We start from the raw sequence: 21,658 nt of genomic DNA, 5'->3' as shown, positions 1-21,658 counted from the left end.
TCAGGATTCCTTCGGGGCCAGGGCCAACAGGGCCTGGCGGGCCCGGTCGAGAAACGCGTGCTTGCTTTCGTCCGCTTGCAGGTGCAGCGGCTCGCCAAAGCTCAGGGTGCACAGCAAGGGCAGCGGCAGGGCACGACCCTTGGGCATGACCCGGTTGAGGTTGGCGATCCATACCGGGATCACCTCGACCTGCGGGTGGGCGCTGGCCAGGTGGAACAGTCCGCTCTTGAACGCCAGCAACGGTTCGTCGCTGAGGTTGCGCGTGCCTTCGGGAAAGAAGATCAGCGAATCACCCTGGGCCAGCGCATCCTGGATCGGTTGCAAAGGGTTGCTTGTGGCGTCGCTGTGCTGGCGGTCGATCAGCACGCCATTGAACACCCGCTTGATCAGGAACTGGCGGATGCCGGGTTTTTGCCAGTAATCGGCACCGGCCACCGGTCGCGTGTGCTGGCGCAGGGGCTGGGGCAGCGAGGCCCAGATCAGCACGAAGTCGCCGTGGCTGCTGTGGTTGGCGTAGTACAGCCGTTGCACCGGTTGCGGCGTGCAGCCCAGCCACAGGGCGCGGGCGCCGGTGATCAGGCGGGCGACCGAGGTGATGGCAAAGGCGGTGAGGGCAGCAAGCATGGGCAAGGTCCTTATCCGGCGGAGTGAAACAAGGGCAAAAGCAGGATGCCGGCCAGCGCCAGCAGGGCCTGTACCGCAAAGCACAGGAGTTGTTTGCGCAGCAGGCCCATGGCTGCCAGGCCGCGTGACTGCCAGTCGCGGTTGTCGACCGGGTTGGCCTTCAGGCCCAGGGCGCACAACGACTGGTCCAGCGCCTGGGTGTGCTGCGCGAGCTGATCGCTGCGGGTGGCCAGGTGCGCAAACAGATCGGCATCCAGTGCTACGCGTATGGCGAAAAACTTTTGCAGCAAGCCGGCCAACAGCAACACGCTGCACAGCACGCTGCTCAACCACGGGGCGGGCGTGCCGATCAGCAGCACCGCGAGGCCAAAAAACACCGCCAGCAAGCTGATGCCGTCGGCCAGGCGCTCGACCTGCCGCCCGCGCTTGAGCAGGCTGGCGACCAGGGCCAGGTGGATTTCGCCGCTCACAGGCAAGGCTCCGTTTGCAGGCGTTCAATCACCTGCAGGTGCTGCGGATGCAGGACCACCCCGGGGCGTGCCTGGCTGATGCGTTGCTGCGCTTGCCGGGCATCGCTGCAGCGCCCGCTGAGCACCAGCCAGGCGGCCACGGCGCTGGCGCTGCGGGAGTAACCGAGGGCGCAGCAGACCAGCACCGGGCCCTGCTGGCGCAGTTGCTCGATGGCCGCTGCCGCGTCCCGGCAGCGCTCGGCCGTGGGCACGACCAGATCGAGGCTGGGCAGGGCGCAGTAGGCCTGGCCCGGGGCAAGCGACGCTGGCAGTTCGGCGCACAGATCGACAATGGCGGCGAAGTGCGCGGCTTGACCCTTGCCCGGAATTCGCCCGAGGTACACGCCATCGCACACTTCATCCGCTTGAGGATGACGCCGCGTCCACCAGCGTGAGTTGAGCCAGGCACCAATCAGGTAGGGCGCCAGCAACCAGCGCGCGGCATACGAGAGCCGGCCATCGGACCCTTTCTGAAAGCCTTCGGCGCCCAGTTGCGCATAGTTGAGCGCCACCACCAGCAGCGCGACCGCCGGCCACATCAACCACAGGGCGACGCCGCCCAGGTACAGCGCCAGTCCCACCAGCACTGCCGCCCCGGCCCCATAGCGCAGCGCCAGGCGCCAGCGCTGCGGATCGCGGGCAAGTTGCAGATGGCGCAGCACCGGCCGGCCGTCAACCGGCCACAGCCAAACGCACAGCACCCCCACCAGCGCGCCGCTGGGCAGGTCGATAAAGTGGTGTTGCCAGGTGGTCAGCACCGACAGGCCGATCAGCGCCATCCAGCCATGTACCAGCAAGCGTGGCAGCCTGGCGTGGATATGCCGGGCAAACATCGCCCAGATGATCACCAGCAAGGCGATGTGCAGCGACGGCGCCTGGTTGAACGGTTTGTCGAAGCCCATCAGCACATCGAACAACCAGCCGAACAGGCCATCCAGCGCTGGCCGTTCGACGGTGAAACGCAGCGGCCAGAGCAGAAAACCGAGGATGCAGATGACCTGCGCGCTGAGCAGGCGCAGGGCATGGCGGTCCATCTCCCGACGGCTCAGCGGCAGCAGGAACGACAGGCCGTAGAGCAGGTCGATCGACCAGTACGGGATGATGGTCCAGGGCCACAGCGGGATGCTGCCTTCCCAGGCAAACACCAGGCTGCCGACGTCGCTGCGCCCGGCGGTGTAGGTGTTGGTCAGGCCATAGCTGAGAAAGAACAGCGGGCCGAGCAACAGCAGCCAGAGCACCCCGCGCTTGATCAAGCCTGGCTCGCGCGCAGTGCTCATCAAGCGACCCGCTGGGCCAGGCTGACGCTGAAGATGCCCCACTCATCGATACGCTGGCAGACCTTGCGAAAGCCGGCCGCCTCGACCAGTTGATCCATCTCCACCTGGCTGCGCCGGCGCATCACCCAGGCCTGGCCGGCGCGGTGGCTGGTCAGGGCGCGGGCGATCATCTCCAGCTGCGGGTGCCAGGGTTGGCCGGTGTACACCAGGTAACCGCCGGGCTCCACAGCCTGGGCCAGGCCGCCCAGGGAGTCGCCAACCATCTGGTTGCTGGCGAACAGTTCATACAGGCCCGAGACCACTGCCAGGGTCGGGCGTGGGTCGAGGCTGGCCAGGCTTTGGGCATCGAAGGCATCGCCCTGGACGAAGCGGGCAATGTCGGCCAGGCCTTTTTCGGCGATCAGCGCGCTGCCCTGCTGGACGTTGAGCTCGCTGTAGTCGCGCAGCAGGATCGACTCCGGCTTGCGCTCCAGGCCCTGCAGCGCTTCGAGGATGTAGCGGCCATGGCCGGCGGCGATATCGACGATATCCACCGGCTTGCCCTGTTCGCGCAGGCGCTCGATGGCCAGGCGCAGCAGTTCCTCGACATGCAGCTTGCGCTGGCGGATGCCGCGCCAGCCGATGGCGTTGAGGTAGTTCTGGTCGATCATCCGCCCGATCGCGCCCTTGCCGGTGGGCTGGTTGCGGTAGACGTAGTCCAGGGTGCTGCCGGAGTCGAAGCCGGTGTCGAAGCCCAGCTTGACCCCGTCCGACAAGCCCTTGCCCAGCCGTAGGCTGGCGCGGGTGGCGCGCCAGTAGAGGTCGGCCGGCGAGTTGCGTGGCAGCGGCGCGGCCAGGCTTTCGGCCTCGGCGCAGCTGGCACCCAGCTGGTCGGCAGCGAGCAGGGAAGGGCGCTGCGGCGCCTGGCTGAAACAGTGCCCGATAAACCGGCGGATCCGCGCCAGGGCATGGCTGCGGTCACGTTCGCCAAGGGTGTCGTGGAAGAACCCGGGGAGGATGTGTTTTTCTTTGTGCACGCTGCCTAGGCGCTCGAAGAACTGCTCCTGGGGTTTGCGCTTGACCACGAAATCGGCGCCGGAAATCAACAGCTGGGTCGGCACCTGGATCGCCTGGGCATCGGCCACCACGCGGTCGGCGGCTTCATACAGGCCAAGCAGCATGGTCACCGAAATCGGCCGGCTGATCAGCGGGTCGCTTTCATACGAGGCGATGCGTTCGGGGTCGTGGCTGAGCAGGCGCGGCTTGACGTAGCTGTTGACGAAGAAGTTGCCGCGCCAGGCGCGCATCAGCTTCAGCCCCGGGCGGGCGAACGGCACGTACAGCTTGACCTTGAAGGCCGGCGAGGCCAGCACCAGGCAGCGCACCTTGGGCGCGTAGTCGTGGGCCCAGGTGGCGATCAGCACGGCACCGACGCTTTGCGCCAGTACCGCCATGTCCTCTTCGGCGATGCCGTGCTCGCGGGCGATATGTTCGATGAAGGTCTGCACGTCGCGCACACTGCAGGCGAAGCTCGGGCTGTCGCCACGGGCCCCGGGCGACTGGCCGTGGCCACGGGCGTCCCAGGCGAAAAAGTCGTGGTCGGGCAGCTGCAGCTCGTCGGCCAGATGGGCCATGCGCCCACCGTGTTCGTGGCCGCGGTGGAACAGCACCACGGCGCGGCGTGGCTGGCCGTCAGCGACGTTGGCGGGCCAGTGGCGGTAATGCAGTTCGACGCCGTCGTGGGTGGTGAAGTGCAGCGATTGCGCGTTGCGCATGGCAAATATCCTTATCTGGCACAAAGAGCTTCAGCGGGTTTGCGCCAGACCGCGGCTGACCCGGTTGTAGAGGGTATAGAGCGAGAGCAGCAAGATCACCAGCAGCACGCCGTTGATCCAGCTGGCAGGCAGCAGGCCTGCGGCGACGCCGGCACCGAGCACGCCGAAGACAAAAGCGCGATCGCTCTTGCCCATGGGGCCGTCGTAGCGGCGCTCGGCGCCGACCAGCGGGCCCATGACCCCGGCGTATTCGCTGATCAGCGCCGCCAGCACGACGATCACCACCAGCGCCGATGAGACGCCCGGCAGCAAGGCAAGAGGCAGGTACAGGGCGCTGTCGGCGACCAGGTCGCAGAGTTCGTTGTAGTAGGCACCGAGCTTCGATTGCTGGCCGAATTCGCGGGCGAGCATGCCGTCGATGGCATTGAGGGCCATGCGCAGCAGCATCCACACCGGCACCAGGGCGAACAGCCAGGTGAGGTGTGGCAGCCAGGCCAGCAACAGGCCGAGCAACACGGAAACCACGGCGGCGCTCAGGGTCACCTGGTTGGCGGTGACGCCGCGTTGGTACAAGCGCTCGACCGTCGGGCGCAACAGCGCCTGAAAGCGGGGTTTGAGCTGGTAGATCGACGGCACGGTGAAACTCCCTTTACGACTCGGTTGGCGATCAGTGCAGCAACAACTAGGTCCGCGGGGGCGATTGTCGGTGGATTGCCCCTGCCGGAGCAATAGCGCCGGCACTCAGGCAGTCGAGCAAGGCCTGCGCATGCCCGGGCAGGCCGGCAAAATCCCGGCTGCACAGGCGCAACTGACGGTTGGCCCACGGCTCGTTTAGCGCCAGGCTGTGCAACGGCAACACGCCCTGCCAGCGCTGTACCGCTGCCAGTGGCACGATTCCCAAACCGGCGCCATGGGCGACCATGCGGATCACCCCGTCGAAGCCTTCGGCGCGCACCCGGACTTGCAGGCGCCGGCCCAGGTGCAGGGCCTGCTCTTCAAGGTGCAGGGCGAGGGCGCTGTCGGCCTGCAGGCCGACGTAGCCGTGGCCGAGGGTGTCGGCAAAGCGCAGGCTGGCGTCGACGGCCAGTGGGTGAGCGGGCGGCATGATCAGTACCAGCGGGTCGTCGCGAAACGCCAGGGTCTGCAGGTGTTCGCTGGCCACCGCGCTGGAAATGATGCCGATATCCGCCACGCCCTGGGTGATCGCCTGAACGATGCGCAGGCTCGGCAGTTCATGGATATCGAGGTCGATGGCCGGGTACTGCTGAAGAAACCCGGCAAGCAGCTCCGGCAGGTATTCGGTCAACGCTGCGGTGTTGCACAGCAGTCGCACCTGGCCCTGCAGGCCCTGGGCGTACTGCCCGAGGTCGAACTGCAGGCGTTCGACCTGCTGGGCGATCAGCCGGGCATGCTGCAGCAGCGCCTGTCCCGCAGGCGTGGCCTGCACGCCACGGCGGTTGCGTTCGAGCAGCGGTGTGCCCAACGAACTTTCCATGGCGCGGATGCGCGCGCTGGCGGCCGGCAGCGACAGGTGGCTGCGCTGGGCGCCAGCGGTGATGTTGCCGCACTCCAGGGTGTGCTGGAACAGTCGCAGGTCAATCAGATCGAAATGCATCAGCCTCTTCCTGGGCAATAGTCTGGCTGAGTATATGGCAGATTTTCAGCCTCGGTGGCGAGGTGCAGGATAGCGCCATGACTACCTTGTTCGGCTTCTATCAGGATATCGGTCCAGCGCTGACGCTGCTGGTTCTGGCGACCTTCGTGCTGGCCGGCGCGGTGAAGGGCGTGATTGGCCTGGGCCTGCCGACCATAGCCATGGGCCTGCTCGGTATGGCTATGTCCCCGGCGCAGGCAGCGGCCTTGCTGATCGTGCCCTCGACCCTGACCAACCTCTGGCAACTGGCCTTTGGTGGACACTTGCGGGCCCTGCTGAAAAGGCTGTGGCCGATGCTGGCGATGATTTTTGTCGGCACCTTGCTGGGCAGCGCCTGGCTGGGCATCAACAGTGGCGAGTGGGCGGCGCGTGCCTTGGGCGGGGCGTTACTGGCGTATGCGTTGTACGGCCTGTTCGGCCGAGCAGTGCGCCTGGCGGCTGCACATGAACCCTGGCTTGGGCCGCTCTGCGGGCTGAGCACCGGGGTGATCACCGCTGCCACCGGGGTGTTTGTGATTCCTGCGGTGCCTTACCTGCAGAGCCTGGGCCTGAGCCGCGACGAAATGGTCCAGGCCCTGGGCCTGTCGTTCAGCGTCTCGACCCTGGCCCTGGCGATCGGCCTGGCGGGCCAGGATGCGCTGGGTGCGCAGGCCCTGGGCGCGTCATTGCTGGTGCTGGCGCCGGCGCTGCTGGGCATGCTCGGCGGCCAGTGGCTGCGTCAGCGCATCAGCGCCGTGCTGTTCAAGCGCTGCTTCTTTACCGGCCTGGCCCTGCTTGGCGCGCACCTGTTGCTCAACGGCTAGCCGAAGAGGGGCTGAGCATGTCGATCAACTGGATATCGAAGTCACGCTCCAGGTAGTCCATGCGCTTCTCGAAAAACGCCGCCATGTGCGGCAGGGCCGAGTGCACATCCAGCGCCGCCTTGCTGGCCCAGATCTCGTAGAAGACGAACAGGCTTGGGTCTTGCTGGTCGCGCAGCATGTGGTATTCGACGCAGCCCGGTTCCTCTCGGCTTGGCTCGACGTAGGCGCGAAACAGCGCTTCGAAGGCTTCGGACATTTCCGGACGGGTCTTGGCTTTGAGGATGAAACCGTATTGCTCGCTCATGAAGAGGCCTCTGAAAGGAAGGGGTGAAACGATTCTAAGGCAACAATAAGCGTGCTATTCGTGCTTTTTGGTCAAATGTATTTTGCCCCGGCGCGGCTGTTTCCCCGCGAGGCCGACCCCTATTCTGCCGCCATCAAATTCACTCGGTCACAGGCTCCGTTGCCCCTGATCGAACACAGATGAGGCACCCCATGAAAAAAGTCCTGTTGCTCAACGGTGGTAAAAAATTCGCCCACTCCGATGGCCGCCTGAACGAAACCCTGCATGAAACCGCACTGGCATTCCTTGACCGCGCCGGTTTCGACGTCAAGACCACCTACATCGACGGCGGCTACGACAACGCCGAAGAGGTGCAGAAGTTCCTCTGGGCCGACGTCATCATCTATCAGATGCCTGGCTGGTGGATGGGCGCGCCGTGGACCGTCAAGCAGTACCTGGACGAAGTCTTCACCGCCGGCCACGGTAGCCTCTACGCCAGCGACGGCCGCACCCGATCCGATGCTTCGCAAAAGTACGGCAGCGGCGGCTTGATCCAGGGCAAGCAGTACATGCTGTCGCTGACCTGGAATGCACCGCAGCAAGCCTTCGACGACCCCAGCGACTTCTTCGAAGGCAAGGGCGTGGACGCGGTGTACTTCCCGTTCCACAAGGCCAACCAGTTCCTCGGCATGAGCGGCCTGCCGACCTACCTTGCCGAGGATGTGATGAAGCGCCCCAACGTCGAAGCCGCCGTGGCCGCCTACGAGCAGCACCTGGCCGAGGTTTTCCAGGCTCAAGCCTGATGAAGCCTTGCGCTGGCCGCGCCAAGCGGCTATCTATCACGGCTGTTGCCAACCCCGGGGTACAGCTGTGAAAGCCAGGTCCGATGAATTGCAGGTGTTCGTCTCGGTGATCGAGTGCGGCTCGATTTCCGCGGCTGCCGAGCAGGGTGGGCAGACGCCGTCGGCGATCAGCCGGACCCTGTCGCGCCTGGAAACCAAGCTCGGCACCACCCTGATCAACCGCACCACCCGGCGCATGGACCTGACCGAAGAAGGGCGGTTTTTCTTCGAGCGGGCCAAGTCGATCCTGCAGCAGATGGACGAGCTCGAAGAGCATCTGTCGGTGCACCACCAGACGCCGTCCGGGCGCTTGCGCATCAACGCCGCGCTGCCGTTCATGCTGCACGCCATCGTGCCCTGGGTCGGTGAGTTCCGCGCGCTGTACCCGCAGATCCAGCTGGAGCTCAACACCAGCGATTTGATCATCGACCTGATCGAACAGAGCACCGACGTTGCCATTCGCATCGGCGAGCTGGCCGACTCCAGCCTGCATGCCCGCGCGCTCGGTTGCAGCCCGTTGAACCTGCTGGCCAGCCCCGAGTACCTGGCCCGGCATGGCACGCCCGAGCAGGTTGAAGACCTGCAAGGCCATGCGCTGCTTGGCTTCACCCAGACCGAGACCCTCAACCACTGGCCACTGCGCCATGCCGAAGGCGATCGCCTGCTGATCCGCCCGGCGCTGTCGGCCTCCAGCGGTGAAACCCTGCGCGAACTGGCCCTGGCCGGTGAAGGCATCGTCTGCCTGTCGCACTTCATGACCCATGAAGACATCCGCAGCGGGCGCCTGCAGGTGCTCCTGCCCGAGCACAACAGTGGCTATCGCCAGCCGATCAATGCGGTGTACTACCGCAACACCCAGCTGGCGCTGCGCATCCAGTGCTTTCTCGATTTCATCCAGAACAAGCTGGCGATCTACGCCTGCTGAAGCATCCATCCGCGACAGCTTCTGCCTGTGAGCGGCGAAATTTCCTGCCGTGTTTGATAACTCGTCTGACATCAGCCTTAATGGCTGTTCAACGAAAACAACACTAAGGAAGCTCTCATGCGCGTTGTGATGTTCCGATCCCTGGCCCTCGGCGCCGCGATCCTCGCCAGTAACGCGGCTTACGCGGTTAGCCTGGAGGGCGGTGCGGTCGCTGCACCCGATCAATATGGTGCACAGGTCGCCGCCGATATCCTGAAAAAAGGCGGCAACGCGGTGGACGCGGCAGTGGCCACCGCCTTCACCCTGGCGGTCACCTACCCCGAGGCGGGCAACATCGGTGGCGGTGGTTTCATGACCCTCTATGTCGACGGCAAGGCCTACTTCCTCGACTACCGCGAAACCGCGCCGAAGGCCGCCAGTCGCAACATGTACCTGGACGACAAGGGCGAGATCATCGAGAACCTCAGCCTGGTCGGCTCCCGTGCCGCTGGCGTGCCTGGCACGGTGATGGGGCTGTGGGAGGCGCATCAGAAATTCGGCAAGCTGCCCTGGGCCGAGCTGCTGACCCCGGCGGTTGGCTATGCCAAGAATGGCTTCAAGGTCGCGTCCAAGCAGTACCAGTACCGCGAAGATGCCCTGGGCCTGTTCAAGGACAGCACCAACTTCAACGACTATTTCGGCAGCATGAAAGTCGGCGAGACCTTCAAGCAGCCGGAGCTGGCACAAACCCTGGAGCGCATTGCCGACAAGGGCGTCAGCGAGTTCTACCAGGGCAAGACCGCCGACCTGCTGGTGGCGCAGATGCAGGCCGACAAGGGCCTGATCAGCAAGGACGACCTCAAGGATTACAAAGCGGTGTGGCGTGAGCCGATGAAGATCGACTGGCGTGGCAACACCGTCTACACCGCGCCGCTGCCAAGCTCGGGCGGTATCGCCCTGGCCCAGCTGCTGGGCATCAAGGAAGCGCGCGCCGCTGACTTCAAGGGTGTCGAGCTGAACTCGGCGCGCTACATCCACCTGTTGGCCGAAATCGAAAAACGCGTGTTTGCCGACCGCGCCGACTACCTCGGCGACCCGGCGTTCTCCAAGGTGCCGGTCGAGCAACTGATCGCCAAGGACTACATTGCCAAGCGCGCCCAGGAGGTAAACCCGACGGCCATCTCGGAAACCGCGAAAGTCCGCCCGGGCCTCGAACCGCACCAGACCACGCACTTCTCCATCGTCGACAAGGACGGTAACGCGGTCAGCAACACCTACACCCTGAACTGGGACTACGGCAGCGGCGTGGTGGTCAAGGGCGCGGGCTTTTTGCTCAACGACGAAATGGACGACTTCAGTTCCAAGCCGGGTGTGGCCAACGCCTTTGGTGTGGTCGGTGGCGATGCCAACGCGATCGAGCCGGGCAAACGCATGCTCTCGTCGATGAGCCCGAGCCTGGTGACTCGCGATGGCAATGTCACCCTGGTGCTGGGTACCCCGGGTGGTTCGCGGATCTTCACCTCGATCTTCCAGGTGCTGAACAACCTCTATGACTACAACCTGCCGCTGGAAAAAGCCGTGGCTGCGCAGCGCGTGCATCACCAGTTGCTGCCCAAGGACACCATTTATTTCGATGCCTTTGCACCGCTTAACGGCAAGGTCGCTGAAGAGCTGAAGAAGATGGGCTACACCCTGGAAGATCAGGGTTGGGAGATGGGCGACATCCAGGCCATCCGGGTTAATGGCACGGCGCTGGAAACCGCTTCCGATCCGCGTGGGCGGGGAGTGGGGCAGATTGTTAAATAAGTGGTGAAGCTATCGCTGGCAAGCCAGCTCCCACAGGGTTCGGTGTAAACAGATCCATTGTGGGAGCCGGACTTGCCGGCGATGGGCTGCAAAGCAGCCCCGGCTTCAGCGGGTCAGACGCGGAAGTGGCTGACCATGGTTTGCAACTGGTTACCCAGGCGCGCCAGTTCAACACTCGACGCTGCGGTCTCATCGCTGGCCGCCGCCGTCTGTTCGGACACATCGCGCACATTGAGAATGCTGCGGCTGATCTGCTCGGCCACCGCGCTCTGCTGCTCCGCCGCTGCAGCAATCTGCTGGTTCATCGACTGAATGTTCGACACGGTGCGGGTGATGCTTTCCAGCGAGGCACCGGCCTTGCGGGTGAGCTCGACGCTGCTGTCGGTCAGGTTGCGGCTGCCGAGCATCACGTTGGCCACCTGCTGGGTACCGCTCTGCAGGCCAGCGACCAGCTCTTCGATCTCTTCGGTGGATTTCTGCGTGCGCTGGGCCAGGCCGCGAACCTCGTCGGCCACCACGGCAAAACCACGACCGGCTTCACCGGCGCGGGCCGCTTCGATGGCAGCGTTGAGCGCCAGCAGGTTGGTTTGCTCGGCCACCGACTTGATCACGTCCATGACGCTGCCGATCTTCTGGCTTTCCTGCTGCAGTTGGCCCATGGCCTCGGTGGAGCGGTGCACTTCTTCGGCCAGGCGTTCAATCTGCCTGATCGCTTCGGCGACTACCTGGTCACCGGCGCGAGCCTGGCCATCAGCTTCGGTGGCAGCCTCGGAAGCATGCTCGGCATTGCGCGCGACTTCCTGAACAGTGGCAGCCATTTCGTGCATGGCGGTGGCGACCTGGTCGGTTTCAACCTTCTGGCTGTTGACCCCGGCGCTGGTTTCTTCGGTGACGGCCGACAGCTCTTCGGCGGCGCTGGCGATCTGGGTGACGCCGTCGCGGATACCGGTGATCAGGTCGCGCAGGGTCGAGCCCATGCGCTGGATGCCTTGCTGCAGCACACCCAGTTCGTCGCGGCGGGTGACGCGCAGGTTGTGGGTCAGGTCGCCGGCGGCGATCTTCTCGACCACGGCCAGGGTCTCGCGCAGCGGACGGGTGATCTGCCGGGTGATGATCACGGCGGCCAGTACACCGACCAGCAGCGCCAGCAAGGTGGCGGTCAGCTGCAGGGTGCGGGCCTGAGCGCTTTCAATGTCGCGACGGTCGAGCTGGATCTGGTACAGGGCGTCGCTGGTCTTGACGATGTCGGCACCTTGAACGGTCATCTCCTGACGTGACACGGCGATATCAGCGGTGGCGTCGCGGAACTGGCGCACGGCATCACGGTAAGCCATGACGGCAGTCTCGAACTGCTTGATGCGCGCGGCTTCGCCAGGCAGCTGGCGGTTCAGGCTGGCGATTTCGGCCAGGGCGGTGTCGAGCTGACGCAAGGCCAGTTGCTCGGTCTCGCTGCTGATGTCAGCGATGTAGCTGCGCACGGCCAGGCGTACCAGCAGCAGTTGTTCCTTGGCCTGGGTGGTGGTGCGGAACTGCTCCAGGCGGCTGGCGTCACCCTCGGGCAGGGCCAGCACGTCGCGGTTGATCGCTTCGATCAGCTCGATGGCGCGGGCCGCGGCCTGGTTCATCGAATCGCGAGCGGCCAGGCTGGTCTTGTAGCCGGCGCGCATCTTGTTGATCGACACCTGGTATTCGCTGATGGTCTGGCCCAGGTCCTGGAGCAGCTTGATGTTCTCGGGGCTCTTGAAGCTCTTCAGCAGTTTTTGCTGCTGTTCGCTGAAGGCATTGAGCTTGACCTGAACGTTACCGGCCGCCGCATCGTCGCCGTTGGTCAGCATGTACTGCAGGCGGGTGATGCGCAGGTTGGTCAAGTCGCTGTTGAGCTGGGTGATGTCACTCATCCAGTTACTGCGATTGATCAGACTGCCCAGGCTGTTCCAGCCGGTCAGGGCCAGCAGGCCGGTAAGCAACAGCACCAGGCCAAAGCCCAGGCCGAGTTTCAGGTTGACGCTGATGTTGGCAAACCAGCTATTCATGCAATCCCTCCAGGAACGTTGTGCTTCTTGATCCGAATCGGTGGAAGGTTGTTGTTATTGATGGCCAGCCGATGTTCTGAGCAGGGTTTATCGGCGGCTTGCGCCGGAGCTGAAACGCTTTTTCAGCAAAAATGATCAGCGGTAGGTAACAGGGCATTTCTGCGGCCAGCCTGAGACTTCAGGTGGCCGCGAAACGGTGGGGCAGGCGGGTCAGAGCGAGCGTGCGCTAAAGGTGTCGCACTGGTTTATATCGCCCTTGGCGAAGCCGGTCTTGAACCAGCGCTGGCGCTGTTGCGAGGTGCCGTGGGTGAACGAATCCGGGACCACCCGGCCTTGGCCCTGCTGCTGCAGACGGTCGTCGCCGATGGCGTTGGCGGCGTTCAGGGCCTCTTCGATATCGCCGGGCTCCAGCCAGTTCAAGCGTTTTTGCGCCTGGAAAGCCCAGACGCCGGCCAGGCAGTCGGCCTGCAGTTCCTGGCGCACCAGCAAGCCGTTGTCGCCTTCCATGCGCTCGCCACGCTGGCGCGCGGCCTGGACCTTGGCCGAGACGCCGAGCAGGGTTTGCACATGGTGGCCGACTTCGTGGGCGATCACGTAGGCCTGGGCGAAGTCGCCGGCGGCCGAGAAACGCTGCTCCATTTCGCGGAAGAAGCTCATGTCCAGGTAGACCTTCTGGTCGGCCGGGCAATAGAACGGGCCGACCGCCGAAGAGGCGAAGCCGCAGGCCGAGTTGATCTGGCCGCTGAACAGGATCAGGTTGGGGTCTTTGTACTGGCGGCCGGCCTGGGCGAAGATGGCCTTCCAGGTGTCTTCGGTGTCGCCCAGCACGGACCGTACGAATTCCGCCTGCTCGTCGTTGGCCGGCGGCGCCTTGCCGGTGCCAGGGCTGACCGGTGCGGTCTGTTCCTGGCCCATCTGCCCGGCCAGTTGGCCGAGGATCTGCAGCGGGTCCTGGCCGGTGATCCAGCCAATCCCGACAATCAACAGGATCGCGCCGATGCTCAGGCCTTTGCCACCGCCGAAGCGCATGCCGCCACCGCCCTCGCCACGGGCATCGACCACATTGTCGCTACGCCTGCCTTTTCGCCATTGCATGAGTGCTCTCCGGAGCTTGGAAACATGAGGACAAAGATTAGTTCACCGCGTGGGGCTCTGTCAGATTCCTGATCTATTCATAACCATTTGGTTATGTATGGTGCGGTTCTTTTCAGTATTCGCCGGGCCCCGCATACCGGAAACTGCATGCTCGCCTGCCACGCCCAGGCCCTCCAATAATTCCAAGACAGGAGAACGGCATGTCTGCGCAAGACAACAGTCGCTTCGCTATCCGTGATCGCAACTGGCACCCGAAAGCCTTCACCCCGGACTACAAGACTTCCGTCGCCCGTTCGCCGCGCCAGGCCCTGGTGAGCATCCCGCAGTCGGTCAGCGAAAGCACCGGCCCGGATTTCTCGCACCTCAAGTTCGGCCCGCACGACCACGACCTGCTGCTCAACTTCAACAACGGCGGCCTGCCGATCGGTGAGCGCATCGTCCTGGCCGGCCGCGTCTGCGACCAGCACGGCAAACCGATCCCGCACACCCTGGTCGAGATCTGGCAAGCCAACGCCGGTGGCCGCTACCGGCACAAGAACGACCGCTACCTGGCGCCGCTGGACCCCAACTTTGGTGGCGTCGGCCGGGCCCTGACCGACAGCCAAGGCTACTACAGCTTCCGCACCATCAAGCCGGGTCCGTACCCCTGGCGCAACGGCCCCAACGACTGGCGTCCGGCGCATATCCATGTGTCGATCAGCGGCCCGTCGATTGCCACGCGCTTGATCACCCAGCTGTATTTCGAAGGCGATCCGTTGATCCCGATGTGCCCGATCGTCAAGTCGATTGCCAACCCTGACGCGGTGCAGAGCCTGATCGCACGGCTGGACATGAGCAATGCCAACCCCATGGATTGCCTGGCCTACCGCTTTGACATCGTGTTGCGCGGGCAGCGCAAGACCCACTTCGAAAACTGCTGAGGAGGTGCCCCATGCCTATCGAACTGCTGCCGGAAACCCCTTCGCAGACCGCCGGCCCCTACGTGCACATCGGCCTGGCCCTGGAGGCCGCCGGCAACCCGACCCGCGACCAGGAGATCTGGAACCGCATGGCGCGGACTGACGCCCCGGGCGAGCACATCCTGGTGTTCGGCAATGTCTATGACGGCAACGGCCATCTGGTGCGCGACTCGTTCCTGGAGTTCTGGCAGGCCGACCACAATGGCGACTACCAGGGCGACTTCGATCCGGAAAAACCGTTCAACAGCTTCGGCCGCACGGCCACGACGTTCGATGCCGGTGAGTGGGCCTTGCACACCATCAAGCCGGGTGTGGCGAACAACGCCGCGGGCGTGCCGATGGCGCCGCACATCAACATCAGCCTGTTTGCCCGTGGCATCAACATCCACCTGCAGACCCGCCTGTACTTCGATGACGAAGCCGAGGCCAATGCCAAGTGCCCGGTGCTCAACCTGATCGAGCAGCCGCAGCGGCGCGAGACGCTGGTTGCGACCCGTTGCGAGGTAGACGGCAAGCTGGCGTATCGGTTTGATATCCGCATTCAGGGTGAAGGCGAGACGGTATTCTTCGATTTTTGAATGTTGAAGCGAGTGACATGAGCAAAGCCCGCCATTGGCGGGCTTTTTGTTCTGATCAGCGTGGTGTCGTAACGCCGATGGATTCAGACTTCAACAGTTTCAAGCCTTCATCGGCGTTGTAGCCATGAATCTCTTTCACATCGAGCTTGCGCATGAACGAGAGCGTTTCAGCAGTGATCACCTGCCCCGGTACCAGGATTGGAAACCCCGGCGGATAGGGGATCACGAAGTTTGCCGAGATCAGCGGCGGGCCGTTTTCCAGGCGTTCGTCGATGGTTTTGTCGAACAGACGAATATGCTCGCACGCTGCGCTGTCGTAGGCTTTGTAGTAAGCACTGCGAATGTCTCCTTCTGCCGTACTGCTGTTCGCCGACTCACGAAAAGCGGGGTAGAAACAGCTGAAGTCGGGCAGGTCCGGCACATCTTCCATGAGTGACTGGACTCGGGCATTGAAGGTGTCCCGCAGTTTGCCATCACTGGTGCGCAGGCGATCCTCCAGTTCGCGGCTGATTCGTACCAGCACCCGGATCAGGTGTGCTACGTCACTGCGAGTGTTGTTGATGTTGGTTTGCAGCAGCACGCTGTTGCGAGAGGTCTTGTTCAACTGAACATCGTAGCGGTTGGTCAGCAAGTTCTTGAACGTGGTGCCGTCAAAGCCTGCATGGCCACAGACCAGCGTCAGGCGGGTAGGGTCCAGGGCGACTTCATCGGTGTTCAGGGCATCGACGACGGTGGACCACGCAGTACCCTTGGCCAGGTAATCCTGCAGCCCTGAAGCCCGATAGACCGTTGGCACCAGGTCCTCGATCGTGAGTATCTTGAAATACTTTGATATTAGCGGGTGGCGGCTGACCTCTCGACGGATGTCGAAGGCCAACTGGGTTGCCGACATCACCAGTTCATAGCCTTCCAGCTCCATTTGCCGACGGGCAACATCAAGGGAAGCAATGATTTGCTGATTGGGGGAGGTGGACGTGTGGGTAAATACCGCCTCGCGGAACGATGCTTCGACGTGATGGAAGTCCTGATCGTCGACCAGGATCATCGAGCCCTGGCGCAGCGCCGACATAGACTTATGGGTGGAGTTGGTCTGGTAGACGCGCACGCGGGTGGTGTCCGGGTCCATCAGCAGGTGCTCCTGCAGCAGCGCAGGGTCATCGGCAGCAAGCGCTTGCAGTCGTTCGCGCTGGCATTCGAAGGCGTGCCGGTACTGCGGGCAACTGAGCGCCTGCTTGAGTTGTGCGGCGGCGCCCATGCCGGTTCGACGACGCAGCAGGGGTGAAAAGCGTGCAAAGCCAAACCAGGCTTCATCCCAGAGAAAGGCCAGGTCCGGTTTGATCGCCAGACATTCTTCCATGACCCGGAAGGTGTTGTAGACATGACCATCGAAGGTGCAGTTGGTCAACACCAGCAGTTTGACCCGATGCAGCTTTCCTTCCTTTTTCAGGTCGAGTAGCGCTTGCTTGATAGCGCTCAGTGGCACTGCGCCGTACATCGAGTATCGGGGCAGCGGGTAGGCTTCGACATACAGCGGGTAGGCGCCGGTCAGAACCATGGCGTAGTGGTGTGACTTGTGGCAGTTGCGATCGACAATCACAATGTCACTGGGCGCAAGCAGGGCTTGTTCAACGATCTTGTTCGAGGTCGAGGTGCCATTGGTGACGAAAAACGCCTGCTGTGCGCCGAACGCATGGGCTGCCCGGTCCTGGGCCTTTTTGATGTTGCCGGTGGGCTCTAGCAGGCTGTCGAGCCCGCCCGTGGTGGCGGAGCTTTCGGCCAGAAACAGGTTGATGCCGTAGAACTCGCCCATGTCGCGGATCCAGTTCGACTTGAATATCGATTTTCCGCGGGCAATGGGCAGCGCATGGAAGGTGCCGATAGGACGTTGAGCATAGTGTTTCAGGTTGTTGAAAAACGGCGTTTCATAGCGTTTTGCAACGCCTTGCAGCAGGCTCAGGTGGATCTCCAGCGGCTCCTCGACTTCGTAGAACACCCGGCTGATGAACGCGTAGTCTTCATCACCGGCAATTCGCTCAACCTGACGATCGCTGAGCAGCAGGATATCGAGCTCCGGCCTGATGGACTTGATCGCTCGGGCCAGTGGCAAGGCCAGGTTCGTGGAGTCTTCGTCGTCCGGGCTGTTGCCCAGGTGTGGGGCCAGCAGCTCACGCACCCAGGCGGCGCGACAGCTCGATGTAAAAGCGAAACCTTCGTAGATCACGACCGCTTGCAGGTTGACGTTGAGTATCACCGCGAGCAACGCATCCTCAAAGGAGCCGTCATGACGGGCTCGTAGATGAAGGGGTCCTGGTGGCGGCGCAACTGGCGAATGGCCTGAAGGTGCTGCGGCCATGTCGAGATTGGCGCGGGGCTGACAATCAGTGTTTCGAAATACGGACGATGTGCGGACGCAGCGGCGAAACTACGGGGCGCGGGTGCGTCGGGCAGGTCTTCGCTGGCCTCCCAGTCGTTTGCGTCTTGCTTGTAACTGCGGTCGAGCAGCGAACTGCTGATGCGCTGAGCCAGATGCAGGGCTCCGATGCCATTGCCCGCTGCTACGCGTTCGACCAGCAGGGCCAGCAGGCGAGGGCCCGGGTAGGCCTGGTAAGCCTCCAATTGCGCAAGCTGCTCGAGTTGGGCAAGGCATTGCTGCTGGACCTTCGCGCTAGCGGGCTGATCTTTGCAGTTGCGCCAGCGGCGACACAGGGCGTTGAGCTCACGCCACAAGTCAACGCGGGCAGTGGTACAGGAAAACAGTTGATCGATTGGCTTTGCGTCGCCATCGGGTAGGGTCAGGTTGTTCACGATTCAATTCCTTTTGAACGGTCGCCGGGGCCGTGAAGTATTGGCGTGGCGGATAATCGTGAGCAGCCTGTCTGCTTTCCCTGGGATGCCATGCTGCAAGGTACGCCTTACTCGTAATCTGTCACCCCGGCAATATGCCGCCCGGCGATATAGCCGAACGTCGCCGCCGGCCCCAGATTGATCCCGCCCGCCGGGTAGTGCCCGCCCATAATGCTGGCCATGTCAGTGCCCACCGCATACAGCCCGGCAATCGCCTGCCGCTGCTCGTCCAGTACCTGCGCATGGGCGTTGGTCCTGAGCCCGGCAAAGGTGCCGAAGCAGCCCGGTTCGACTTTCACCGCATAGAACGGCCCCTGTTCGATCGGCGCCACGCACGGATTGGGCCCGTGCAGGGCATCACCCTGTTTGCGGTTGTAAGGCGTGGAGCCGCGCCCGAACTGCGGGTCTTCGCCGTTGCGGGCATGCAGGTTGTACTCGGCGACCGTCGCGACCAGGCCCTGAGCGTCAATCCCGCAGGCCCGCGCCAGGGCTTCGAGGCTATCGCCGGTTTTCAGGTAGCCGGAATTGATCAACGGCTGCACCGGTAAAGGAAACGGCCGCGAGATGCCCAGGCCATAACGACGCTGGAAGGCATGGCTGCAGATCAACCACGACTCGACCTTGTCCCCGGGCGCCTGGGCGACCATGGCGCTGACGTAGTCGTAGTAGCCGTCGGCCTCGTTGACGAAGCGCTTGCCGTCGGCGAGCACGCCGATGATGCCGGGCTTGGCCCGATCAATGATGTGCGGGAAATGCCCAATGCTGCCGTCCGTGTGCGGCACCCGCGACACCGGCGCCCAAGCCACCGGGCTGTGCAAGTCATCGGCAACCTGGCCGCCAACGCTTTCGCCCAGGCGCAGGCCGTCACCGTTGGCGCCCAGCGGCGGCAGGGCCAGGTGCTCGTGGCCGGTGGGTGTTCGCGGGAACAGCGCCTTGCGCCGTTCGACGTCATTGGCAAAGCCGCCGGCGGCCAGTACCACGGCCTTGCGGGCATGGATGCGGATCGGCCCGCGGGTGGTTTCAATAACGGCACCGCTTACCCGGCCCTGATCCTGGATCAACTGGCGAGCCGCTGCTGACTCCCAGAGCAACACGCCAAGGTCTTCAGCCGATTTGGCCAATCGCGCAATCAGCGCTACGCCATTGACCAGTTGCAGGGCCCGGCCGTGGATCGCCAGGTCGAGCAGGTGGCGGCTGAAACGCTTGCTCACGTGCATTAGCGAACGCCAGGAACGGGTGAGGGTGAGGAAGGCACCGAGGTCCTTGCCGGCCATGATCGGCATGCCCATGAACGAGGTTTCGCGCAGGGTTTTGCGCAGGCGCTTGAGCAGCTTCTTACCCACCTGGCGCCCGTCGTAAGGCGCCGCAATTACCGAACGCCCGCCGGTGCCGGCGCCGGGGGTGTTGCCGTGAATGTCGGCAATGCCGTTGCCGTCGGCAAATTTCAGTTGGGTATGGCGCTCGAAGAACGACACCATGTTGGGCGCAGCTTCCAGGAACGCATCGATCATTGGCGCATCGAAACGCTCGCCCAGTTCATGCTCCAGGTAGCTGCGCGGCTGGGCGCGCTCTTCGATGATCCCGGCGCGCTGTGCCAGCGGGTTGCACGGCACCCACATCCAGCCGCCGGACCAGGCCGTGGCACCGCCGAACACCGGGTCTTTTTCGACCACGATGACTTTTTCACCATGCCAGGCGGCAGTCACCGCAGCGGCCAGTCCGGCGGCGCCGGAACCGATGACCAGTACATCGCATTCGACCAGCGGGGTGTCGACGGGCATGAGCAGTCTCCTCCAACAAGTTTTGTTATATTTTGGAACTTGATTCCATATTCTATGGTTCGAGAGATCGCTCAGCCAAGGCGTGCCACGACAAAGTGGGCGAAGATCGGACAGTGATTTGCGCTTTCGCCGGGGCTCTTTAGAATCGGCACAAATTTCAGGGACCATGACCATGGCCGGCAGTCAGATCGAACGCGCGTTCAACCTTCTCGAACGCCTTACCAGCGCCCCGCGCGGGCTGCCCCTGCAGACCCTGGCCGAAGAGCTGGACATCCCCAAGAGCGCCACCCACCGCATGCTCGCCGAGCTGATGCGCCTGGGCTATGTGCGCCAGAACGCCGAGAGCAGCCGCTATCACCTGAGCACTCGCCTGGTGGCCATGGGCTTTCGCTACCTGGCCAGCAGTGGCGCCGATATTGTCCAGCCGATCCTCGAGCAACTGGCGCAGCAGACTGGCGAACTGGTGCGCCTGGGGGTGATCGACGGCGAGCGTCAGACCTGGATCGCCAAGGCCCAGGGCGCCCGTTCCGGCTTGCGTTACGACCCCGACATGGGCCGTGATGCGCCGTTGTTCTACACCGCCTCCGGGCATGCCTGGCTGTCCAGCCTGAGTGATGCCCAGGCCTTGTTGCTGGTGGAACGCCAGGGGATTGCCGACCCGGCGGAGTTCGGTCCCAATGCGCCGAAATCCAATGCCGAGCTGCTCGAACGCCTGCGTATTGCCCGCGAGCATGGTTATGCCTGGGTGGTGGAAAGTTCGGCGGTGGGTACTTCGGCATTGGCGGCAGTAGTGCGTCACCCGCTCGACGGCCACGCGCTGGGGGTGCTCAGCGTCGCCGGTCCCAGTGCACGGATGAGCGAGGCGCGCATGCACGAACTGGCGCCGGTGTTGCTGGCGGCGGTAGCGGAGTTGTCGGCGGCGAGTCCTGCGTCCGAGTTGTTCGTTTAAAAGCATCGCTGGCAAGCCAGCTCCCACAGGTACTGCATACACCGAACCTGTGGGAGCTGGCTTGCCAGCGATGGGTGTCGTTTTTTTGCTTGCATTGAAATTGGAACTAAGTTCTAAATATTTCCAAATTCAACTCGCCGAGACAACAACAATGACTCAACGCGTGATGTCCCTCGCCGCCCTGACGGTACTCGAGCTGTCGCCGGTGGAAATGGTCGAGGTCGCCGCTCGCGCCGGTTACAGCCATGTCGGCTTGCGTCTGGAGCCGGCCACGGCCGAGGAGCATCACTTCCCGCTGGTGGCCGACGCCGGCCTGCGTCGGCAGACCGCTGCGCGCTTGCGTGACACCGGCATCAAGGTGCTGGATGTGGAGATCCTGCGGCTCAAGTCCGACACCCGCGTCGCCGACTTCGAAGCGCTGCTGGCAGTGGGCGCGGAATTCGGCGCCAGTGAGCTGCTGGTCGCCGGCAATGACCCCGACGAGCAGCGCCAGACCGACAACTTCGCCGCGCTGTGCGATTTGGCCGGGCAGTACGGCCTGCACCCGCACCTGGAATTCATGCCCTGGACCGATGCGAAGAACCTCACTCAGGCCTGGCGTATCGTCGAGCAAGCCGGGCGCGACAATGGCGGGGTGCTGGTCGATGCCTTTCACTTCGACCGCTCGGCTTCATCGCTGGACGAGTTGCGCCAGGTGCCGCCCTCGCGGCTACGCTATGCACAGTTGTGTGACGTGGCCGGTCCGCGTCCGGACGACATGGCCGAGATCCTGCGCCAGGCGCGCAACGAGCGGCGCTTTCCCGGTGATGGCAATTGCGACTTGCCCGGCTTGTTGCGTAGCCTGCCGCAGAACATCGCGCTGAGCCTGGAAATCCCCGTCCGCGACCAGGGCCTGAGTGCCTTGCAGCGGGCGCAGGTGGCCCTGGACAAGACCTGTCAGCTGCTCCGTCAACTCTGAACCCG

At 63.6% G+C, this 21,658-nt stretch carries 20 protein-coding genes and 1 pseudogene; 8 read left to right on the top strand and 13 right to left on the bottom strand.

Features of this window, described 5'->3' with window-relative positions:
* From CCOS864_RS24740 to CCOS864_RS24715, 6 genes are read right to left on the bottom strand one after another with little or no spacing between them, the layout of a single operon-like run.
* Complete coding sequence (locus CCOS864_RS24740) at positions 1 to 624, bottom strand: lysophospholipid acyltransferase family protein (protein WP_115088855.1); 624 nt, start codon at positions 622 to 624, stop codon at positions 1 to 3.
* An 11-nt stretch (positions 625 to 635) separates the two neighbouring features.
* The gene (locus CCOS864_RS24735; RefSeq protein ID WP_115088852.1) at positions 636 to 1,094 is read right to left on the bottom strand and encodes a hypothetical protein; all 459 of its coding nucleotides are present in this window, start codon (positions 1,092 to 1,094) and stop codon (positions 636 to 638) included.
* On the bottom strand, positions 1,091 to 2,410 hold the full coding sequence (locus CCOS864_RS24730; protein ID WP_115088850.1) for a phosphatase PAP2/dual specificity phosphatase family protein: 1,320 nt from the start codon (positions 2,408 to 2,410) through the stop codon (positions 1,091 to 1,093). Before CCOS864_RS24730 ends, CCOS864_RS24735 begins: the two co-directional genes overlap by 4 nt.
* Positions 2,410 to 4,164 (bottom strand): bifunctional alpha/beta hydrolase/class I SAM-dependent methyltransferase, encoded by a 1,755-nt coding sequence (locus tag CCOS864_RS24725; protein WP_115088848.1) that lies wholly within the window; start codon positions 4,162 to 4,164, stop codon positions 2,410 to 2,412. Before CCOS864_RS24725 ends, CCOS864_RS24730 begins: the two co-directional genes overlap by 1 nt.
* A 30-nt stretch (positions 4,165 to 4,194) precedes the next feature.
* Positions 4,195 to 4,800 (bottom strand): CDP-alcohol phosphatidyltransferase family protein, encoded by a 606-nt coding sequence (locus CCOS864_RS24720; protein WP_115088847.1) that lies wholly within the window; start codon positions 4,798 to 4,800, stop codon positions 4,195 to 4,197.
* A 46-nt stretch (positions 4,801 to 4,846) separates the two neighbouring features.
* Entirely contained in the window at positions 4,847 to 5,779 is a 933-nt protein-coding gene (locus CCOS864_RS24715; protein ID WP_115088845.1) for a LysR substrate-binding domain-containing protein, read from the bottom strand.
* A gap of 77 nt (positions 5,780 to 5,856) precedes the next feature.
* Here CCOS864_RS24715 and CCOS864_RS24710 point away from each other — a divergent pair, with 77 nt between their 5' ends.
* Positions 5,857 to 6,621 carry a sulfite exporter TauE/SafE family protein gene (locus CCOS864_RS24710; RefSeq protein WP_115088843.1) on the top strand — a complete coding sequence of 255 codons (765 nt, stop codon included), beginning with the start codon at positions 5,857 to 5,859 and terminating at the stop codon, positions 6,619 to 6,621.
* Here the strand turns inward: CCOS864_RS24710 and CCOS864_RS24705 are convergent.
* Positions 6,611 to 6,925, bottom strand: a complete 315-nt coding sequence (locus CCOS864_RS24705; protein WP_115088840.1) for a putative quinol monooxygenase — start codon at positions 6,923 to 6,925, stop codon at positions 6,611 to 6,613. The two genes, CCOS864_RS24710 and CCOS864_RS24705, sit on opposite strands and share 11 nt — an antisense overlap.
* A 191-nt stretch (positions 6,926 to 7,116) precedes the next feature.
* Between CCOS864_RS24705 and mdaB the strand changes: the two genes are divergently transcribed.
* The 3 genes from mdaB to ggt all read left to right on the top strand — a co-directional run bounded on the left by mdaB (position 7,117) and on the right by ggt (position 10,456).
* Positions 7,117 to 7,707, top strand: a complete 591-nt coding sequence (gene mdaB / locus CCOS864_RS24700) for an NADPH:quinone oxidoreductase MdaB (protein ID WP_115088839.1) — start codon at positions 7,117 to 7,119, stop codon at positions 7,705 to 7,707.
* A 67-nt stretch (positions 7,708 to 7,774) separates the two neighbouring features.
* The gene (locus CCOS864_RS24695; RefSeq protein ID WP_115088837.1) at positions 7,775 to 8,671 is read left to right on the top strand and encodes a LysR family transcriptional regulator; all 897 of its coding nucleotides are present in this window, start codon (positions 7,775 to 7,777) and stop codon (positions 8,669 to 8,671) included.
* Positions 8,672 to 8,788: 117 nt separating this feature from the next.
* On the top strand, positions 8,789 to 10,456 hold the full coding sequence (gene ggt, locus CCOS864_RS24690) for a gamma-glutamyltransferase (RefSeq protein WP_115088835.1): 1,668 nt from the start codon (positions 8,789 to 8,791) through the stop codon (positions 10,454 to 10,456).
* A gap of 113 nt (positions 10,457 to 10,569) precedes the next feature.
* Here the strand turns inward: ggt and CCOS864_RS28845 are convergent, their stop codons facing one another.
* The 3 genes and pseudogenes from CCOS864_RS28845 to ypfJ all read right to left on the bottom strand — a co-directional run bounded on the left by CCOS864_RS28845 (position 10,570) and on the right by ypfJ (position 13,584).
* A complete protein-coding gene (locus CCOS864_RS28845; protein ID WP_420849258.1) occupies positions 10,570 to 11,283 on the bottom strand; it encodes a methyl-accepting chemotaxis protein in 714 nt (237 codons plus the stop codon).
* 141 nt (positions 11,284 to 11,424) lie between these two features.
* Positions 11,425 to 12,354 (bottom strand): annotated as a pseudogene (locus CCOS864_RS28840) (methyl-accepting chemotaxis protein); the annotation flags it as partial.
* A 345-nt stretch (positions 12,355 to 12,699) separates the two neighbouring features.
* A complete protein-coding gene (gene ypfJ / locus CCOS864_RS24680; RefSeq protein WP_115088832.1) occupies positions 12,700 to 13,584 on the bottom strand; it encodes a KPN_02809 family neutral zinc metallopeptidase in 885 nt (294 codons plus the stop codon).
* Positions 13,585 to 13,784: 200 nt separating this feature from the next.
* On the opposite strand from ypfJ, the gene pcaH reads away from it, so the two are divergent.
* Both pcaH and pcaG read left to right on the top strand, forming a co-directional pair.
* Positions 13,785 to 14,504 (top strand): protocatechuate 3,4-dioxygenase subunit beta, encoded by a 720-nt coding sequence (pcaH, locus tag CCOS864_RS24675; RefSeq protein ID WP_115088830.1) that lies wholly within the window; start codon positions 13,785 to 13,787, stop codon positions 14,502 to 14,504.
* Positions 14,505 to 14,515: 11 nt separating this feature from the next.
* Positions 14,516 to 15,121 carry a protocatechuate 3,4-dioxygenase subunit alpha gene (pcaG, locus tag CCOS864_RS24670; protein ID WP_115088828.1) on the top strand — a complete coding sequence of 202 codons (606 nt, stop codon included), beginning with the start codon at positions 14,516 to 14,518 and terminating at the stop codon, positions 15,119 to 15,121.
* 55 nt (positions 15,122 to 15,176) lie between these two features.
* Here pcaG and CCOS864_RS24665 read toward each other — a convergent pair whose 3' ends face one another.
* The 3 genes from CCOS864_RS24665 to CCOS864_RS24660 all read right to left on the bottom strand — a co-directional run bounded on the left by CCOS864_RS24665 (position 15,177) and on the right by CCOS864_RS24660 (position 19,746).
* The gene (locus tag CCOS864_RS24665) at positions 15,177 to 17,372 is read right to left on the bottom strand and encodes a beta-eliminating lyase-related protein (protein ID WP_244211950.1); all 2,196 of its coding nucleotides are present in this window, start codon (positions 17,370 to 17,372) and stop codon (positions 15,177 to 15,179) included.
* On the bottom strand, positions 17,369 to 17,926 hold the full coding sequence (locus tag CCOS864_RS28345; RefSeq protein WP_208644393.1) for a hypothetical protein: 558 nt from the start codon (positions 17,924 to 17,926) through the stop codon (positions 17,369 to 17,371). Before CCOS864_RS28345 ends, CCOS864_RS24665 begins: the two co-directional genes overlap by 4 nt.
* Positions 17,927 to 18,033: 107 nt before the next feature.
* Positions 18,034 to 19,746: an FAD-dependent oxidoreductase gene (locus CCOS864_RS24660; RefSeq protein WP_115088826.1), complete on the bottom strand. Its 1,713-nt coding sequence runs from the start codon at positions 19,744 to 19,746 to the stop codon at positions 18,034 to 18,036.
* Positions 19,747 to 19,918: 172 nt separating this feature from the next.
* On the opposite strand from CCOS864_RS24660, the gene CCOS864_RS24655 reads away from it, so the two are divergent.
* Both CCOS864_RS24655 and CCOS864_RS24650 read left to right on the top strand, forming a co-directional pair.
* Positions 19,919 to 20,695, top strand: coding sequence for an IclR family transcriptional regulator (locus CCOS864_RS24655; protein WP_115088824.1), 777 nt, complete (start codon positions 19,919 to 19,921; stop codon positions 20,693 to 20,695).
* Positions 20,696 to 20,846: 151 nt separating this feature from the next.
* Positions 20,847 to 21,653, top strand: coding sequence for a sugar phosphate isomerase/epimerase family protein (locus tag CCOS864_RS24650; RefSeq protein ID WP_115088822.1), 807 nt, complete (start codon positions 20,847 to 20,849; stop codon positions 21,651 to 21,653).
* Positions 21,654 to 21,658 lie beyond the last annotated feature (5 nt).

Origin of the sequence: Pseudomonas wadenswilerensis (assembly GCF_900497695.1) — a bacterium.
Lineage (GTDB): Bacteria > Pseudomonadota > Gammaproteobacteria > Pseudomonadales > Pseudomonadaceae > Aquipseudomonas > Aquipseudomonas wadenswilerensis.
Note: the sequence above shows the minus strand (reverse complement) of the source record. Positions and strands in the feature narration are given on the sequence as shown.